Annotated in this window: 14 protein-coding genes and 1 riboswitch; of the genes, 7 read left to right on the forward strand and 7 right to left on the reverse strand. The window is 73.8% G+C overall.

The features are described from left to right. Positions 1 to 12 precede the first annotated feature (12 nt). Positions 13 to 1170, reverse strand: a complete 1158-nt coding sequence (locus tag Q1K26_RS04005; protein ID WP_363320419.1) for an alkaline phosphatase family protein — start codon at positions 1168 to 1170, stop codon at positions 13 to 15. A gap of 118 nt (positions 1171 to 1288) precedes the next feature. On the opposite strand from Q1K26_RS04005, the gene mftF reads away from it, so the two are divergent. From mftF to Q1K26_RS04030, 5 genes are all read left to right on the forward strand, one after another. Continuing rightward, on the forward strand, positions 1289 to 2731 hold the full coding sequence (gene mftF / locus Q1K26_RS04010) for a mycofactocin biosynthesis glycosyltransferase MftF (protein WP_300007780.1): 1443 nt from the start codon (positions 1289 to 1291) through the stop codon (positions 2729 to 2731). Positions 2732 to 3010: 279 nt separating this feature from the next. Next, complete coding sequence (locus tag Q1K26_RS04015; protein WP_300007781.1) at positions 3011 to 3529, forward strand: (2Fe-2S)-binding protein; 519 nt, start codon at positions 3011 to 3013, stop codon at positions 3527 to 3529. Next, on the forward strand, positions 3530 to 6010 hold the full coding sequence (locus Q1K26_RS04020) for a xanthine dehydrogenase family protein molybdopterin-binding subunit (protein ID WP_300007782.1): 2481 nt from the start codon (positions 3530 to 3532) through the stop codon (positions 6008 to 6010). Next, positions 6007 to 6858, forward strand: coding sequence for a xanthine dehydrogenase family protein subunit M (locus Q1K26_RS04025; RefSeq protein ID WP_300007783.1), 852 nt, complete (start codon positions 6007 to 6009; stop codon positions 6856 to 6858). Before Q1K26_RS04020 ends, Q1K26_RS04025 begins: the two co-directional genes overlap by 4 nt. Positions 6859 to 6929: 71 nt before the next feature. Next, complete coding sequence (locus tag Q1K26_RS04030) at positions 6930 to 7706, forward strand: SRPBCC family protein (RefSeq protein WP_300007784.1); 777 nt, start codon at positions 6930 to 6932, stop codon at positions 7704 to 7706. A 309-nt stretch (positions 7707 to 8015) separates the two neighbouring features. Here Q1K26_RS04030 and Q1K26_RS04035 read toward each other — a convergent pair whose 3' ends face one another. From Q1K26_RS04035 to thiO, 3 genes are read right to left on the reverse strand one after another with little or no spacing between them, the layout of a single operon-like run. Then, positions 8016 to 8777, reverse strand: a complete 762-nt coding sequence (locus Q1K26_RS04035) for a thiazole synthase (protein ID WP_300007794.1) — start codon at positions 8775 to 8777, stop codon at positions 8016 to 8018. 16 nt (positions 8778 to 8793) lie between these two features. Continuing rightward, on the reverse strand, positions 8794 to 8994 hold the full coding sequence (gene thiS, locus Q1K26_RS04040; RefSeq protein WP_300007795.1) for a sulfur carrier protein ThiS: 201 nt from the start codon (positions 8992 to 8994) through the stop codon (positions 8794 to 8796). Further along, positions 8994 to 10052 carry a glycine oxidase ThiO gene (gene thiO, locus Q1K26_RS04045; protein ID WP_300007785.1) on the reverse strand — a complete coding sequence of 353 codons (1059 nt, stop codon included), beginning with the start codon at positions 10050 to 10052 and terminating at the stop codon, positions 8994 to 8996. The genes thiS and thiO overlap by 1 nt, the downstream gene beginning before the upstream one ends. A 12-nt stretch (positions 10053 to 10064) precedes the next feature. After that, positions 10065 to 10172, reverse strand: a riboswitch (TPP riboswitch). Between the two features lie 23 nt (positions 10173 to 10195). Here thiO and thiE point away from each other — a divergent pair. Then, positions 10196 to 10843 carry a thiamine phosphate synthase gene (thiE, locus tag Q1K26_RS04050; RefSeq protein WP_300007786.1) on the forward strand — a complete coding sequence of 216 codons (648 nt, stop codon included), beginning with the start codon at positions 10196 to 10198 and terminating at the stop codon, positions 10841 to 10843. A 5-nt stretch (positions 10844 to 10848) separates the two neighbouring features. Here thiE and Q1K26_RS04055 read toward each other — a convergent pair whose 3' ends face one another. Together Q1K26_RS04055 and Q1K26_RS04060 are read right to left on the reverse strand one after the other, a co-directional pair. Beyond that, entirely contained in the window at positions 10849 to 11619 is a 771-nt protein-coding gene (locus Q1K26_RS04055) for a hypothetical protein (RefSeq protein ID WP_300007787.1), read from the reverse strand. Positions 11620 to 11715: 96 nt separating this feature from the next. Further along, positions 11716 to 12363, reverse strand: a complete 648-nt coding sequence (locus Q1K26_RS04060; protein ID WP_300007788.1) for a DUF3159 domain-containing protein — start codon at positions 12361 to 12363, stop codon at positions 11716 to 11718. 127 nt (positions 12364 to 12490) lie between these two features. Between Q1K26_RS04060 and Q1K26_RS04065 the strand changes: the two genes are divergently transcribed. Beyond that, positions 12491 to 13288, forward strand: a complete 798-nt coding sequence (locus tag Q1K26_RS04065) for an SGNH/GDSL hydrolase family protein (RefSeq protein WP_300007789.1) — start codon at positions 12491 to 12493, stop codon at positions 13286 to 13288. A gap of 63 nt (positions 13289 to 13351) precedes the next feature. Here Q1K26_RS04065 and Q1K26_RS04070 read toward each other — a convergent pair. Beyond that, a partial coding sequence (locus tag Q1K26_RS04070; protein ID WP_300007790.1) for a phytanoyl-CoA dioxygenase family protein occupies positions 13352 to 13715 on the reverse strand: 364 nt, incomplete at its 5' end.

Here is a 13715-nt window from a genome sequence, read left to right on the forward strand (position 1 = left end):
TGCGCTACCGGATCACCCGGTAGCCCGGGCCAGCAGCAACGGCACCTGCTGCTCCGCGGCGGAGAGCGACCCGTGCTGGCCGGGCAGTCGGGAGATCAGCGGCTCGGCCTCGGAGCGGATCACCGCGGCGTTGCCCCGGGCCGCAACCACGACATCGCCGATCCGGCCGCGCATCGCGGGGGACACCGGGCCGAACCACCCGTCGGCGACGGCCTGGCTGCCCGGCACCACCCACGCGTCGTCACCGAGCACGGACCGCCACGCCGCGAGGACGTCGGCCGACGCGCCGGGGCGGGCGTAGACGTGGCGGGAGCGCGGGTCGCCACCGAGCAGCAGCACCCCGTGTCGGAGCGCCTCGTCGGTGTCGGCGTCGTGGATGCGGTCGACGCCGACCATGCCGTGGTCGCCGGTCACCGCGAGCACGGCGTCGGTCGGCAGGTGCGCGGCGATCCGCTCGACGAGCCGGTCCACCTGGGCGAGCTGCAGGCGCCAGGCGAGGCTACCGGGACCGTGCACGTGGCCCAGCGCGTCCAGGTCGGCGTGGTAGCCGTAGCAGAGCCGGCGTCCCGGGCCGCGGACCGCGGTGATCACCTCGGCGGCGAGGTCGCCGATCGCGTGGGCGGCGCGGAACCGGCCGCCGCGCAGCGCCGCCCGGGTCAGCCCGGAGCCGCGGAACGCGCGCTGAGACACCACGGTCACCTCGATCCCGGCGTCGGCCGCGCGTTCCAGCACCGTCGGCTCGGGCTGGACCTGCTCGGGCGGCAGGGACTCGCGCAGGTCGACGGCCTCGCCCGCACCGTGGCTGGTCCAGCGCAGCGAGTCGAGCAGCTCGCCGTCGCCGGAGCGGAAGGAGATGCCCACCATCCCGTGCGCCCCCGGCGGCAGCCCGGTGCCGATCGAGGCGATGCTGATGGACGTGCTGGACGGGAACCCGACGGTCAGCGGCCCGGCGTCGGGCAGCGAGGCGAGGAACGGGGCGTCGGCGGCGTGGTCGCGCAGCAGGTCCGAGCCCAGCCCGTCGACGAGCAGCAGGGCGGCCGCCCGCACCGGCTCGACGGCGAGGTCCGGGACGGGCCACGGCTCGCCCAGCGCGTACATCAGCGCCGGCAGCACCTCGGCCAGGGAGCGGTGGCCGTACTGCGGGAGGACCACACCGTCGTCGCCGATCACGGGGGTGAGCGTGCCACCCCCACGCGGATCGGACGAGTGGGACGCCGGTACGAAAGGTCGGGACGAGCGTCCCACTCGTCGCGCAGATCGGGTGCTGCCGGGGCGATAGCGTGAGCCCGTGCACGACAGTGGCGGTCGCGGGCCCGGTGACATCGGGTTGCCCCTCGGGTTGCGGGTCGCGCTCGACCGCCGCACCCGCCGCGTCGACGACGGGGCGGTGCTGCTCGGCGGGGCGCCGCCGCGGATGCTGCACCTCGCCCCGGCGGCCCGGGCGCTGCTCGCCCGCGGCGGGGAGTTCACCGTCACCGGCCCGACCGAGCGCGCGCTGGCGCGCAGGCTCATCGACGTCGGCATCGCGCACCCCACCGGTGGGGCGCCGGGCCCGGGCGCGGCCGAGGTCACCGTGGTCGTCCCGGTCAAGGACCGGGCCGGTGGTCTCGCGCGGCTGCGGGCGGCCCTGCCGGCCGGGGTGGCGGTCGTGGTCGTCGACGACGGGTCGGCCGATCCCGCGGCGATCCGCGCCGCCGCGGGTGACGCGCGCGTGCTGCGCCACGCCGTGTCCCGCGGGGCGTCGGCGTCGCGCAACGCCGGGCTCGCCGCCGCGACCACGACGCTGGTGGCGTTCCTCGACTCCGACGTGGTGCCCGAGCCGGGCTGGCTGGAGCCGCTGCTGGCGGCCTTCGCGGACCCGGCCGTCGGGCTGGCGGCGCCGCGGATCGTGGGGCTCGCCCCGATCAGCGGCTGGCTGGGCCGCTACGAGGCCGTGCACTCGTCGCTGGACCTGGGTCCGGACCCGGCGCTGATCGTCCCCCGCTCCCGGGTGGCCTACGTGCCCAGCGCGGCGATGCTGGTGCGACGCGACGCCGCGGGCGCCGGGTTCGACGAGCAGATGCACGTCGCCGAGGACGTCGATCTGGTCCTGCGGATGCACGCGGCGGGCTGGCGCCTGCGTTACGTGCCCGCGGCGCGGGTGGCGCACGACCACCGCACCGGCCTGCGCGCGTGGTGGCTGCGCAAGTGCGACTACGGCACGGGCGCGGCACCGCTGTCGTTGCGGCACAAGGGATCCGTGCCCCCGATGGTGCTGAGCCCGACCTCGGCCGCGGTGGCCGCGCTGACGCTGGTCGCGCGGCCGTGGGCGGTGCCGGCGGCCGCCGCCGTCGGCGCGCTGGCCGTGGAGCGGCTCGCGCCGAAGCTGCGCGTGCGGCGGCCCCGGGTCACGGCCTGGCGGCTCGTCGGGCTCGGGGCCGCCGGGGGTGTCTCGCAGACCGCCGACGCCGTGACCCGCCACTACTGGCCGCTCTCGCTGGCCGCCTGCCTGGTCTCGCGGCGCGCCCGGCGCACGGTGGCGGCGGTGGCGCTGGCCGAGGGGGCGCTCGACTGGTGGCAGCACCGCGACCGGGACGCGCGGGTGCGCCCGCAGCCCCTCCCGCATTGGCTCGCCCACCGCCTCGACGATCTCGCCTACGGCGCAGGCCTCTGGATCGGCGCCGTACGCCATCGCACCCTCGCTCCGCTGCGACCGGCCGGGCCGTCCGTCCGGGTTGGTCCAAACGGATGATAAATTCGGTGTGTGCCGTCCGATTCTGCGACGGGTATTGCGGATCGGTTCCGCTTCAGCGGATTCGACACTCCTGACGTCAGTCGACGCCCTGGTGTGGCCTCCCAGGGGTCGTGGTCCGCCAGGGTCGGCTACCTTGCACCGCTCGATGATCAGCGGTGTGATGTGCTCGCCGCCACAAAGGTGTGATCGGCACCGGAGCGCACCACCACAGCCTCCGGTCAGTCCCCGGAAGTCCTGCGCGGCGGAAAGTCGGCGCTGCGGTTGAGGAGAAGACTCATGGCACAGGTCCGGGTCACCGTCGACGGCGTGAACTACGCCGACGACGTCGAGCCCCGTACGTTGTTGGTCCACTATCTGAGGGAGCAGGTCGGGAAGACCGGCACCCTGGTCGGTTGCGACACCAGCAACTGCGGCGCCTGCACGGTGCATCTGAACGGTCAGAGCGTGAAGAGCTGCTCGGTGCTGGCCGTGCAGGCCGACGGCGCCGAGGTCACCACCATCGAGGGCATCGCCCGCGACGGCCAGCTGCACCCCGTGCAGGAGGCCTTCAACGAGAAGCACGCCCTGCAGTGCGGCTACTGCACGCCGGGCATGATCATGCAGGCGATCGACCTGCTGGGCGACAACCCCGACCCCGACGAGCACGAGGTCCGCGAGGGCATCGAGGGCAACCTCTGCCGGTGCACGGGCTACCAGAACATCGTCCGGGCGGTGCAGTCCGCGGCCCAGAAGATGAAGCCGGGCGCGCACGCCCAGACCGACGCCCCGGTCTCCGTGGCCGGAGGAGGCAACTAGATGACTGCGACCGCCGATCCCACCACGCTCGAGTTCGGCAAGGCGCGCACCCGCAAGGAGGACGCGCGCCTCATCACCGGACGCACCAAGTTCACCGACGCGATCAACCTGCCCGGCATGCTGTACCTGCACGTCGTGCGCTCCCCGCTGGCCCACGCCACGATCACCGGTATCGACGCGGAGGCGGCGCGTTCGGCGCCCGGCGTCATCGGCGTCTACACCGCGGCCGACCTGGGTGTCGAGGCCGTCGGCCTGCCGTGCGCCTGGCCGATCACGCCCGACATGAAGGCCCCGCAGCGTCCGCTGCTCGCCACCGGCACCGTGCACTTCGCCGGTGAGGGCGTCGCCGTGGTGCTCGCCCGCTCCGCCGCCGAGGCGCGCGACGCGGCCGACCTCGTCGAGGTCGACTACGAGCCGCTGGAGCCCGTCCTCGACATGGAGGACGCGATCAAGGAGGGTGCCACGCTGGTCCACCCGGACCTGGGCACCAACGAGAACGCCACCTGGGTCTTCGACTCCGGCGCCGCGGGCACCGGCAACAGCGTCGACGAGGCGATCGCCGCCGCCGAGGCCGACCCGGACTCGATCGTCCTGCGGCGCCGCTTCATCCAGCAGCGCCTGATCCCCGCGTTCATGGAGCCGCGCGCGTGCGTCGTCGACCCGACCGGTGAGCAGATCACGGTCTGGGCCGCCACGCAGGTGCCGCACATCCTGCGCACCATGACCACCGTGACGCTGGGGGTCCCGGAGTCCAAGCTGCGCGTCATCGCCCCCGACGTGGGTGGCGGCTTCGGCGGCAAGATCGGCGTGCTGCCCGAGGAGATGCTCTGCGTCGCCCTCGCGCAGAAGACCGGCAAGCCGATCAAGTGGAACGAGACCCGCTCGGAGTCCCTGCTCGCGGCGCACCACGGCCGCGACCAGATCCAGGACCTGACGATGACGGCCAAGAAGGACGGCACGATCACCGGGTTCGACGTCCACCTGCTTGCCGACATGGGCGCCTACCTCGGCCTCGTCGGCCCGGGTGTCCCGATCCTCGGCGCGTTCATGTTCAACGCGATCTACAAGATCCCGGCGCTGAAGTTCACCTGCACCAACGTGTTCACCACGAAGACGCTGACCGACGCCTACCGCGGCGCCGGCCGCCCGGAGGCCACGTTCGGCATCGAGCGGATGATGGACGAGCTCGCGGTCGAGCTCGGCATCGAGCCGATGGAGCTGCGCAAGAAGAACTGGATCTCCCACGAGGAGTTCCCGTTCACCACGGTGGTCGGGCTCACCTACGACTCGGGCAACTACGAGCAGGCCACCGCGCAGGCGATGGAGGCCTTCGACTACGCGGGCCTGCGCCGCGAGCAGGAGGAGCGCCGCGCGAGCGGTGACCCCGTCCAGCTCGGCATCGGCATCTCGACGTTCACCGAGATGTGCGGCCTCGCGCCCTCGCGCGTGCTCGGCTCGCTGTCCTACGGCGCGGGCGGCTGGGAGGCCGCGAGCATCCGGATGCTGGCCACCGGCAAGGTCGAGGTCATCACCGGCGCGTCCGCCCACGGGCAGGGCCACGAGACGGCGTTCAGCCAGATCGTCGCCGACCAGCTCGGCGTGCCGTTCGAGGACGTCGAGATCCTGCACGGCGACACGCAGATCTCGCCGAAGGGCCTCGACACCTACGGCTCCCGCTCGCTGGTCGTCGGCGGCATCGCGATCGTCAAGGCGGCGGAGAAGGTCGTCGCCAAGGCCAAGAAGATCGCGGCGCACCTGCTGGAGGCCTCCGAGGACGACATCGAGTTCTCGGGCGGCACGTTCAGCGTCAAGGGCACCGACAAGGGCAAGGCCATCCAGGAGATCGCGTTCGCCGCGTTCATGGCGCACGACTATCCCGAGGACATGGAGCCCAACCTCGACGCCGACGCGGTCTACGACCCGGAGAACTTCTCGTTCCCGCACGGCACGCACCTCGCCGCCGTCGAGATCGACACCGACACCGGTCGCGTCAACCTGCGCAAGTACGTCTGCGTCGACGACATCGGCACCGTCGTCAACCCGCTGATCGTGGAGGGCCAGGTGCACGGCGGTCTCGCCCAGGGCATCGCGCAGGCCCTGTTCGAGGAGGCCAACTACGACGAGCAGGGCACGCTCGTCAACGGCACGTTCGTCGACTACACCCTGCCCTCCGCGTCGGACCTGCCCAGCTTCGACACCTCCACGGTGTCCACGCCGGCCACGTCGAACCCGCTGGGTGTCAAGGGCGTCGGCGAGGCGGGCACCATCGCCTCGACGCCGGCCATCGTCAACGCCGTCATCGACGCGGTACGCCACCTCGGCGTGACCAACGTCGAGATGCCCTGCACCTCGCAGCGCGTCTGGCGGGCGATCCAGGACGCCAAGGGCAACACCACCCAGGAGACCCCGATCGACACCCACTCCCCGGGTGCCGGCCTGGGCTCGATCGACCCGAACAACCCCCAGGGGGAGGTCCAGTGATCCCGTCCAAGTTCGACTACGTCAAGCCGGCGTCGGTCGCCGAGGCGGTGCAGGCACTCGCCGACGGCGGGGACGACGCCAAGATCCTGGCCGGTGGCCAGAGCCTGATCCCGGTGCTCCGGCTGCGCCTCGCGGCGCCGTCGGTGGTCATCGACCTGGGCGGGATCGCGGAGCTCCGCGGTATCCGCGAGGACGGCGACCACATCGCGATCGGGGCGATGACCAGCTACTACGACATCGTCCGCGACGACCTGGTGAGCCAGCACGTCGCGCTGCTCGCCCAGGCGACCGAGACGGTGGCCGACAACCAGGTGCGACACCGCGGCACGCTGGGCGGCTCGCTCGCCCACGCCGACCCCGCGGGCGACCTGGGTGCCCCGGCGCTCGCGCTCGACGCGCAGATGGTGATCGCGGGGGCCTCGGGCACCCGCACGGTGACGGCGGCGGAGTTCTTCGTCGACTACTTCACCACCGCCATCGGCGAGGGCGAGATCCTCACCGAGATCCGGTTCCCGAAGTACACCGGGTGGGGCAGCCACTACGAGAAGTTCAACCGCACGGCGCAGGCCTGGTCGATGTGTGCGGTCGCGGCGGCCATCAAGGTCGACGGCGGCAGCATCTCGCAGGCCCGCGTCGGGCTGACGAACATGGGCACCACGCCGATCCGCGCTACCGGCGTGGAGCAGGCGCTGGTCGGCCAGCCGGCCACGGCCGACGCGGTGCGTGCCGCGGCGGAGCGTGCGACGGAGGGCACGGCGGCTCCGAGTGACGCCGACGCCGCCGCGGACTACCGTGAGCACCTGGCCAAGGTGCTCACCGGCCGTGCGGTGCTGGCCGCCGCGGGCTGACGCTCGGTTCCGAATTCACAGACGCCCGTCCCGGCCACCGGGGCGGGCGTCTGTCTCGTGAGGGAGATCCCATGCAGTTGGAGAACAAGTTCACGATCGAGGCACCCATCGAGAAGGCGTGGGTCGCGCTGAACACGCCCGACATGATCGCGCCGTGCTTCCCGGGTGCGACGCTCACGGAGTACGAGGGCGACTCGTTCACCGGCACCGTGAAGGTGAAGCTCGGCCCGATCTCGCTGACCTACAAGGGCAAGGGCACCTACGTCGACCGCGACGACGCCAACCACACGGTCAAGATCGAGGCCAGCGGCCGCGACTCGCGGGGCAACGGCACGGCCAGCGCCACGGTCACCGGCACGATGGTCGCCGACGGCCCGAACTCCACCGCCGTCACGATGGTCACCGACATGCAGATCACCGGGCGACCGGCGCAGTTCGGCCGCGGCGTGATGTCCGACGTCGCCGACAAGATCATCGGTCAGTTCGCGGGCTGCGTGGCGAAGAAGCTGGCTCCCGAGGAGTCGGCTCCCGAGCCGGCTCCCGCCCCCGGTGGATCCGCACCGTCCGCGGCCGCGGGCAGTGCCAACGGCGCGACCAACGGGTCGGGCGCCACCGCGGCCGCCACCGCCACCGCGGCCGGACCGTCGCTGGCCTCGACCCCGGCGTCGTCCGGCGTCACGGCGACGTCTCCGGCCAACCGCCCGGCCGGTCCGATGAAGAGCGACATCGACGCGATCGACCTGCTCGACACGGCGGGGGCACCGGTGATCAAGCGTCTCGCCCCGGTCATCGGCGGTGCGCTGCTGCTGCTGGTCATCCTGCTGGTGCGGCGCGGCCGCTCCAGCTGAGCGATCCGGGCGGGCCGTCGCCCGCTCGGTCGGCCCACCCCGGCCCGGTCTGCCCGACCGGGCCGGGGTTTCGCGCGCCGAATCGCGCCTCGCGCGCCGCCAGCGGCGCGCGAGACGCAGTTGCATGCGCGAGACGCAGTTGCATGCGCGAGACGTGGTCGGGTGCGCGAGACGCGGTCGGCCCCGGACCAGGCCGGGGTGGCCGCGTGGTCCGGGGTTCTCGCGCGCCGGACCGCGCCTCGCGCGCCGCCGGCAGTGCGCGAGACGCGGCGGGGTGCGCGAGTAGGGCGTCCGGCGCACGGTGACCTGTCAGACGTCGATCTCCGGTGACGACGCCTGCGCCCAGTACCGGCGCGGGATGCGGCCCGCGCCGTGCGCGGCGCGGCCGGCCTCCACGCCGAGGCGCATGGCGTGCGCCATGCGCTCGGGGTCCCCGGCCCGGGTCACGGCGGTGGCGAGCAGCACCGCGTCGCAGCCCAGCTCCATGGCCTGGGCGGCCTCCGACGCGGTGCCGATCCCGGCGTCGAGCACGACCGGCACGCCGGCGGCTTCCACGATCATCGCGATGTTGTGCGGGTTGCGGATGCCCAGACCGGTGCCGATCGGGGAGCCCAGGGGCATCACGGCCGCGCAGCCCGCCTGCTCGAGCTTGCGGGCCAGCACCGGGTCGTCGTTGGTGTAGGGGAGCACGGTGAACCCGTCGTCGACGAGCTGCTCGGCGGCGTCGAGCAGCTCGATGGGGTCGGGCAGCAGGGTCCGTTCGTCGGCCACGACCTCCAGCTTCACCAGTTCGGTCTCCAGGGCCTCCCGGGCGAGGCGGGCGGTGAGCACGGCCTCGGCCGCGGTCCGGCAGCCCGCGGTGTTGGGGAGAATCTCGATGCCGAGCCTGCGCAGCAGGTCGAGTACGCCGGTGCCGGTGGCGGCGTCGATGCGACGCATCGCCACCGTGGTCAGCGACGTGCCCGACGCCACCAGCGCACGCTCCAGCGTCTCCAGGTTGGCGGCCCCGCCGGTTCCCATGATCAGTCGTGAGCCGAGCTTGCGATCACCGATCACGAGCGTGTCGTCCATCGTCATCCTCCCCACCTCATCCACCCTGCACCGCTGTGAGCACCTCGACGCGCGCGCCGTCGGACAGCCGCGTGTGCGGCCAGTCGGCGCGGCGCACGACCGCGCCGTCGACGGCCACCGCCACGCCCGCCTGCGGTGACCCGATCGCGGCCAGCGCGTCGGGCACGGCCGCGTCCGGGGCCAGCTCGCACGCCGAGCCGTTGATCCACACCTGCATCACGCCACCTCCTCCACCTCGCGCAGCAGCCCGAGCACCGTGTCGGCCGTCACGGGGGCGAGCAGCATCCCGTTGCGGCCGTGCCCGGTGGCGACGAGCAGCCCGTCCGGCCCGACCGCGTCCACCAGGGGCAGGTTGTCCGCGCAGCTGGGACGCAGGCCCGCGGCCGACTCGACCAGCGCGTACTCGGCGATCCCCGGTAGGACCCGTTCGGCGTCGCGGAGCAGGTCGCGCACCCCGGCGACCGTGGTGTCGGTGTCGAAACCGACCTCCGTCTGCGTGGCGCCGACCACCAGCCCACCGCCCTCGCGCGGCACCATGTACACCGGACGCCCGTCCACCAGCGCGCGCACCGTGCGGCGGGGCGGTGGGAACGCGCCCGGCCGGTGCGCGAGTCGCAGGATCTCGCCCTTCACCGGACGTACCAGGCCCCGCAGCGCGGGGTGCAGGGCAGAGGAGTGGGCGCCCGCCGCGACGAGGACCACCTCGGCGGGACGGTCGTGGCCGCCCGCGCAGCGGACCCCCGTGACGCGTGCCCCGTCGTCGAGCACACAGGTGACGGCCTGGCTCACGAAGCGGGCCCCGGCCTGCTCCGCCGCCTCGCGCAGCGCGCCGAGCAGCTCCCGGTTGTCGACGGAGAGATCGCCGGGGACCGACAGGCCACCGCGCACCTCGGGCCCGAGAGCGGGCTCCAGTCGACGCAGCGCACGCCCGGTGAGCCGCTCGACGGCTCGACCCGTGCGGGCCAGGTGCTCGGCGAGGGAATCGAGCTCGGCCCGGTCGCCCGCGCCGGTGGCGACCACCACGGTGCCCTCGGTTCGCAGCCCGGCGCCGCCCAGCTCGGCTGCGAAGTCCGGCCAGCGCCGCAGCGACTCGACGCCCAGCTCGAGCAGCCGTTCCTCGCCCGGCCAGGCCTCCGTGAGCGGTGCCAGCATGCCGCCCGCCACCCAGGACGCCCCCGACGCGGGCGCCGGGTCGAGCACCGTGACCCGCCATCCGGCGGTGGCGGCGCGCCACGCGCAGGACAGGCCGATCACGCCCGCCCCGACGACGGTCATCCGTCGGTCCTCCATGAGAAACACCCCGCTCCCTGCGCCGGCATGACCCGGATCAGGTTCGACGGTCGGGATCCCGCGATCCCCTCTCAGCCCCTTGCCGGGGCTCCCGTGCGTCACCTAGCGTCCAGCCTACGCTTCCTGCCATGCCCGGACTCGACGGTGACGCGCTGCGCGAGCGGCTCGACGACGCCCGCCTCTACGTCTGCACCGGCGACCGCCCGGACCTCGCCGAGTTCGCCGACGCGGCGCTGGCCGGCGGCGTGGACATCGTGCAGCTGCGCGAGAAGGGGATCGAGGCGAGGGCCGAGCTGGTCGCGCTGGAGGTCCTGGCCGAGGCGTGCGCCCGGCACGGCGCGCTGCTGGCCGTCAACGACCGGGCCGACGTCGCGCTGGCGGCCGGCGCCGACGTCCTGCACCTCGGACAGGACGACCTGCCCGTCGGGTGGGCCCGTCGGGTCGTCGGCGACGACGTGGTGATCGGCCGGTCGTCGCACGCCTCGGACGAGACGGCCGCGGCCGCGGGCGAGCCGGGCGTCGACTACTTCTGTGTCGGCCCGTGCTGGCCGACACCCACCAAGGCCGGCCGCCCGGCCCCCGGGCTGGAGCTGGTGCGCACGGTGGCGGCCCGCGGGCCTGCGCGGCCGTGGTTCGCGATCGGGGGCATCGACCACGACCGGCTCGACGAGGTCCTCGCGGCGGGTGCGCAGCGGATCGTGGTGGTGCGGGCCATCACCGAGGCCGACGACCCGCAGGCCGCGGCGACGGCGCTGGCCGCCCGCCTGCCGGGCTGACCCGCCTACTCGCCGCCGGGCCCCGGCAGGAGGGAGTCGAGCTCCGCCGGGCCGGCCGGGCTCGCGTCGTCGGTCGGGACGTCGTCGGTCGGCGTGGCGTCGTCGCTCGGCCCGGTGCCCGGCGAAGGCTCGCCCGCCGGCTCCGGGGAGACCTCGGGCTCGGCCGTCGCTGCCGCGCCCTCGCTGTCTGGGCCCTCGCTGTCTGGGCCCTCGGTGCCTGGGCCCTCGGTGGGAGCAGCCTCGGACTCCGCGGGTGACACCGGTTCCGCGGCGGCGGGCTCCGGGGCGAGGACGCGCCCGATCGACGTCCCGGGCTCGCCCCGGGTCACCGTCGACCCGCTGACCAGCTCCAGGCCGGTGACGGCGACGAGCGCCAGCACGAACACGGCGACCGTGGCGAGCACGGCGGTCCGCAGCCGCCGGCGCGGCGGGCTCGGCGTCGGCGGCTCGGGTTCCGGCTCGGCGTCGGGCGGTGCCGGGTCGGTGCCGTCGGGATCGCCCGGGCGGGCCAGCCGGATGCGGGTGACGACCGTGTCGCGGGTGCGGTCCAGCGAGCGCTGGTACAGCGTGGTGGCCACCGTGCTCGCCACCGACCCGATGGCCGCGCCCGCGACGGTCCCCGCCGCGCCGAGGTAGGAGCCGAGCACCGCGGCCGTCGCAGCGGCCCCCGCCCCGGCGATGATCTTGTTGACGGTGAGGTCGGGGGCCTTGGCGGGGGTCTGCACCTCCAGTTCGGAGGTCGGCGCGGCGGGTGGGGCGGCGGGGTGGGGTGACATGGCTCCGTTCGATCCGGCTCGGCTGGACAGGTCTCACCCAGTCCAGCGAACGGGATCTCGGAATCGTTTCAGACGATCATGTCCGAGTGGTGGCGTTCACGATCCGGCGGGATGGCGTACCCCGCCGTGCCCCTCCGGCAGCGCGGAGCGGACCAGCGGCCACGACAGCGCGATGCACACCGCGACCAGCGGCCAGGTGAGTACGGTCTGCGCGATCCCGAGTGCCACCACCGCGTCGGCGAAGTACAGGGGCAGGAACACCGCCAGCCGCACGACGTACTGCGCCACCCACACCCAGCTCGCACGCTGGTAGCCGCGCAGCAGGTCCGGGTCGCGCCGCCAGCGGGTGCGCTGGCCGAGCAGCGTGCCCGCCACCAGGCCCAGCAACGGCCAGCGGACGACGATCGACACCGCCCACGCCAGCGCGCTCACGGCGTTGCTGGCGATCCGGACCAGGAAGAAGTCGGCCGCGCGGCCGGTCGACAGCGCGATGACGGCGGCGAGGGCCACACCGAGCAGCCCGAAGACGACCGCGCGTGGCGGGGTGCCGGCCCGCAGCCGGACCACGGCGACCACACCCGCCGCGAGCACGGCCGCGCCGCCACCCCACGCGACCGGTGCCGCCCAGTCCAGCGTGACGGCGAGCAGCCAGAACGCCACGAACGCGGCGACCGGTGCCGAGGCGTCGACGGCGCCACCGCGCCCGCCCAGGACCTCGGCGAGCGACGGCTCGGAAGTGGTCACCCGCTAAGGGTGCCCTATCGACACGGATAGATCACCGCCACTGGCGCGAACGGCGGTGGTTGGGTGATCCTGGAACGACTTCCGCGCGTCGGGGACGTGGCCCGGACATGAACGAAAGGCGGTCGTCGTGGGTACCTGGAACAGCTTCGTGGCGATCGGTGACAGCTTCACGGAGGGACTGGACGACTGGCGCTCCGACGGCTCGCCGCGCGGCTGGGCGGATCGCGTCGCCGAGCATCTCGCGTACGGGGGTCCCGGGCCCCGTCCGGGCTTCCGCTACGCCAACCTCGCCGTGCGCGGCAAGCTCCTCGACCAGATCGTGGAGGACCAGCTGCCGGTCGCGGAACGGCTGCGGCCCGACCTCGTGGCGTTCTGTGCGGGCGGCAACGACCTGATCAGGTTCTCCTGCGACGTCGACGACCTCGCCCGCCGCTTCGACGCCGCGCTCGGCCGGATCGCGGCCACCGGTGCCGACGTGTTCGTGTTCACCGGGTTCGACCTGGGTCGCATGCACCCGCTCATCGCCCGGCTGCGCGGCCGGGTCGCCTGCTTCAACGAGTTCATGCGGGTCAGTGCGGAGCGGCACGGCAGCCGGGTCGTCGACCTGTGGGGGATGGCGCCACTCGCCGACCCGCGGGCGTGGGGTCCCGACCGGCTGCACCTGCGACCCGACGCCCACCGCCGCGTCGCGCTGCGCGTGCTGGAGACGCTCGGCGAGCCGGTCACCGAGGACTGGCGCGTGCCGCTCCCGGACGGCGCGCGCGCCCCGTGGCGCGACCGGCAGCTCGACGACCTGCGCTGGATGCGCGAGTTCGCGATGCCGTTCGTCCGCAAGCGGATCCAGGGCCGCAACACCGGTGACGGCTTCCTGCCGAAGCGACCGGAGCTGCTGCCCCTGGACCACGGCGTCGCGCCACAGGGCTGATCCCCGGCCGGCGGGCTCCCCCGAGCCCGCCGACCGAGCCCGCCGACCGAGGTGCTCCGGGGATCAGACCGGGGTGATGGTGCGTGCCGCCACGTGCAGGGGCCGCGGCGAGGGCGCCGAGAACGGCTCCTCCAGCGCGTTGTGCACGCTGTTGAACACCACGAAGATGTTCGAGCGCGGGTAGGGGGTGATGTTGCCGCCCGAGCCGTGCATGCAGTTGGAGTCGAACAGGGTGGCCGAGCCGGCGGGGCCGGTGAGCATGGCGATGCCGTGGCGGTCGGCCAGTGCGGTGAGGCTGTCCTGGTCGGGGGTGCCGATCTCCTGCTCGCGCAGGGATTGCTTGTAGTGGTCGGCGGGGGTCTGTCCGACGCAGGCGACGAACTCCTTGTGCGACCCGGGCATGATCATCAGGCAGCCGTTGTGGGCG

This window comes from Pseudonocardia sp., from assembly GCF_029263155.1.
In the GTDB taxonomy this organism is placed as follows: Bacteria; Actinomycetota; Actinomycetes; order Mycobacteriales; family Pseudonocardiaceae; genus Pseudonocardia.

What these genes read in the sequence shown, in the direction of transcription:
- Q1K26_RS04020 (WP_300007782.1), top strand. Translation starts at nt 3,530, where the DNA reads ATGACTGCGACCGCCGATCCCACCACGCTCGAGTTCGGCAAGGCGCGC.
- Q1K26_RS04015 (WP_300007781.1), top strand. Translation starts at nt 3,011, where the DNA reads ATGGCACAGGTCCGGGTCACCGTCGACGGCGTGAACTACGCCGACGAC.
- thiS (WP_300007795.1), bottom strand. Translation starts at nt 8,994, where the DNA reads ATGCAGGTGTGGATCAACGGCTCGGCGTGCGAGCTGGCCCCGGACGCG.
- thiE (WP_300007786.1), top strand. Translation starts at nt 10,196, where the DNA reads ATGCCCGGACTCGACGGTGACGCGCTGCGCGAGCGGCTCGACGACGCC.
- Q1K26_RS04055 (WP_300007787.1), bottom strand. Translation starts at nt 11,619, where the DNA reads ATGTCACCCCACCCCGCCGCCCCACCCGCCGCGCCGACCTCCGAACTG.
- Q1K26_RS04035 (WP_300007794.1), bottom strand. Translation starts at nt 8,777, where the DNA reads ATGGACGACACGCTCGTGATCGGTGATCGCAAGCTCGGCTCACGACTG.
- Q1K26_RS04030 (WP_300007784.1), top strand. Translation starts at nt 6,930, where the DNA reads ATGCAGTTGGAGAACAAGTTCACGATCGAGGCACCCATCGAGAAGGCG.
- thiO (WP_300007785.1), bottom strand. Translation starts at nt 10,052, where the DNA reads ATGACCGTCGTCGGGGCGGGCGTGATCGGCCTGTCCTGCGCGTGGCGC.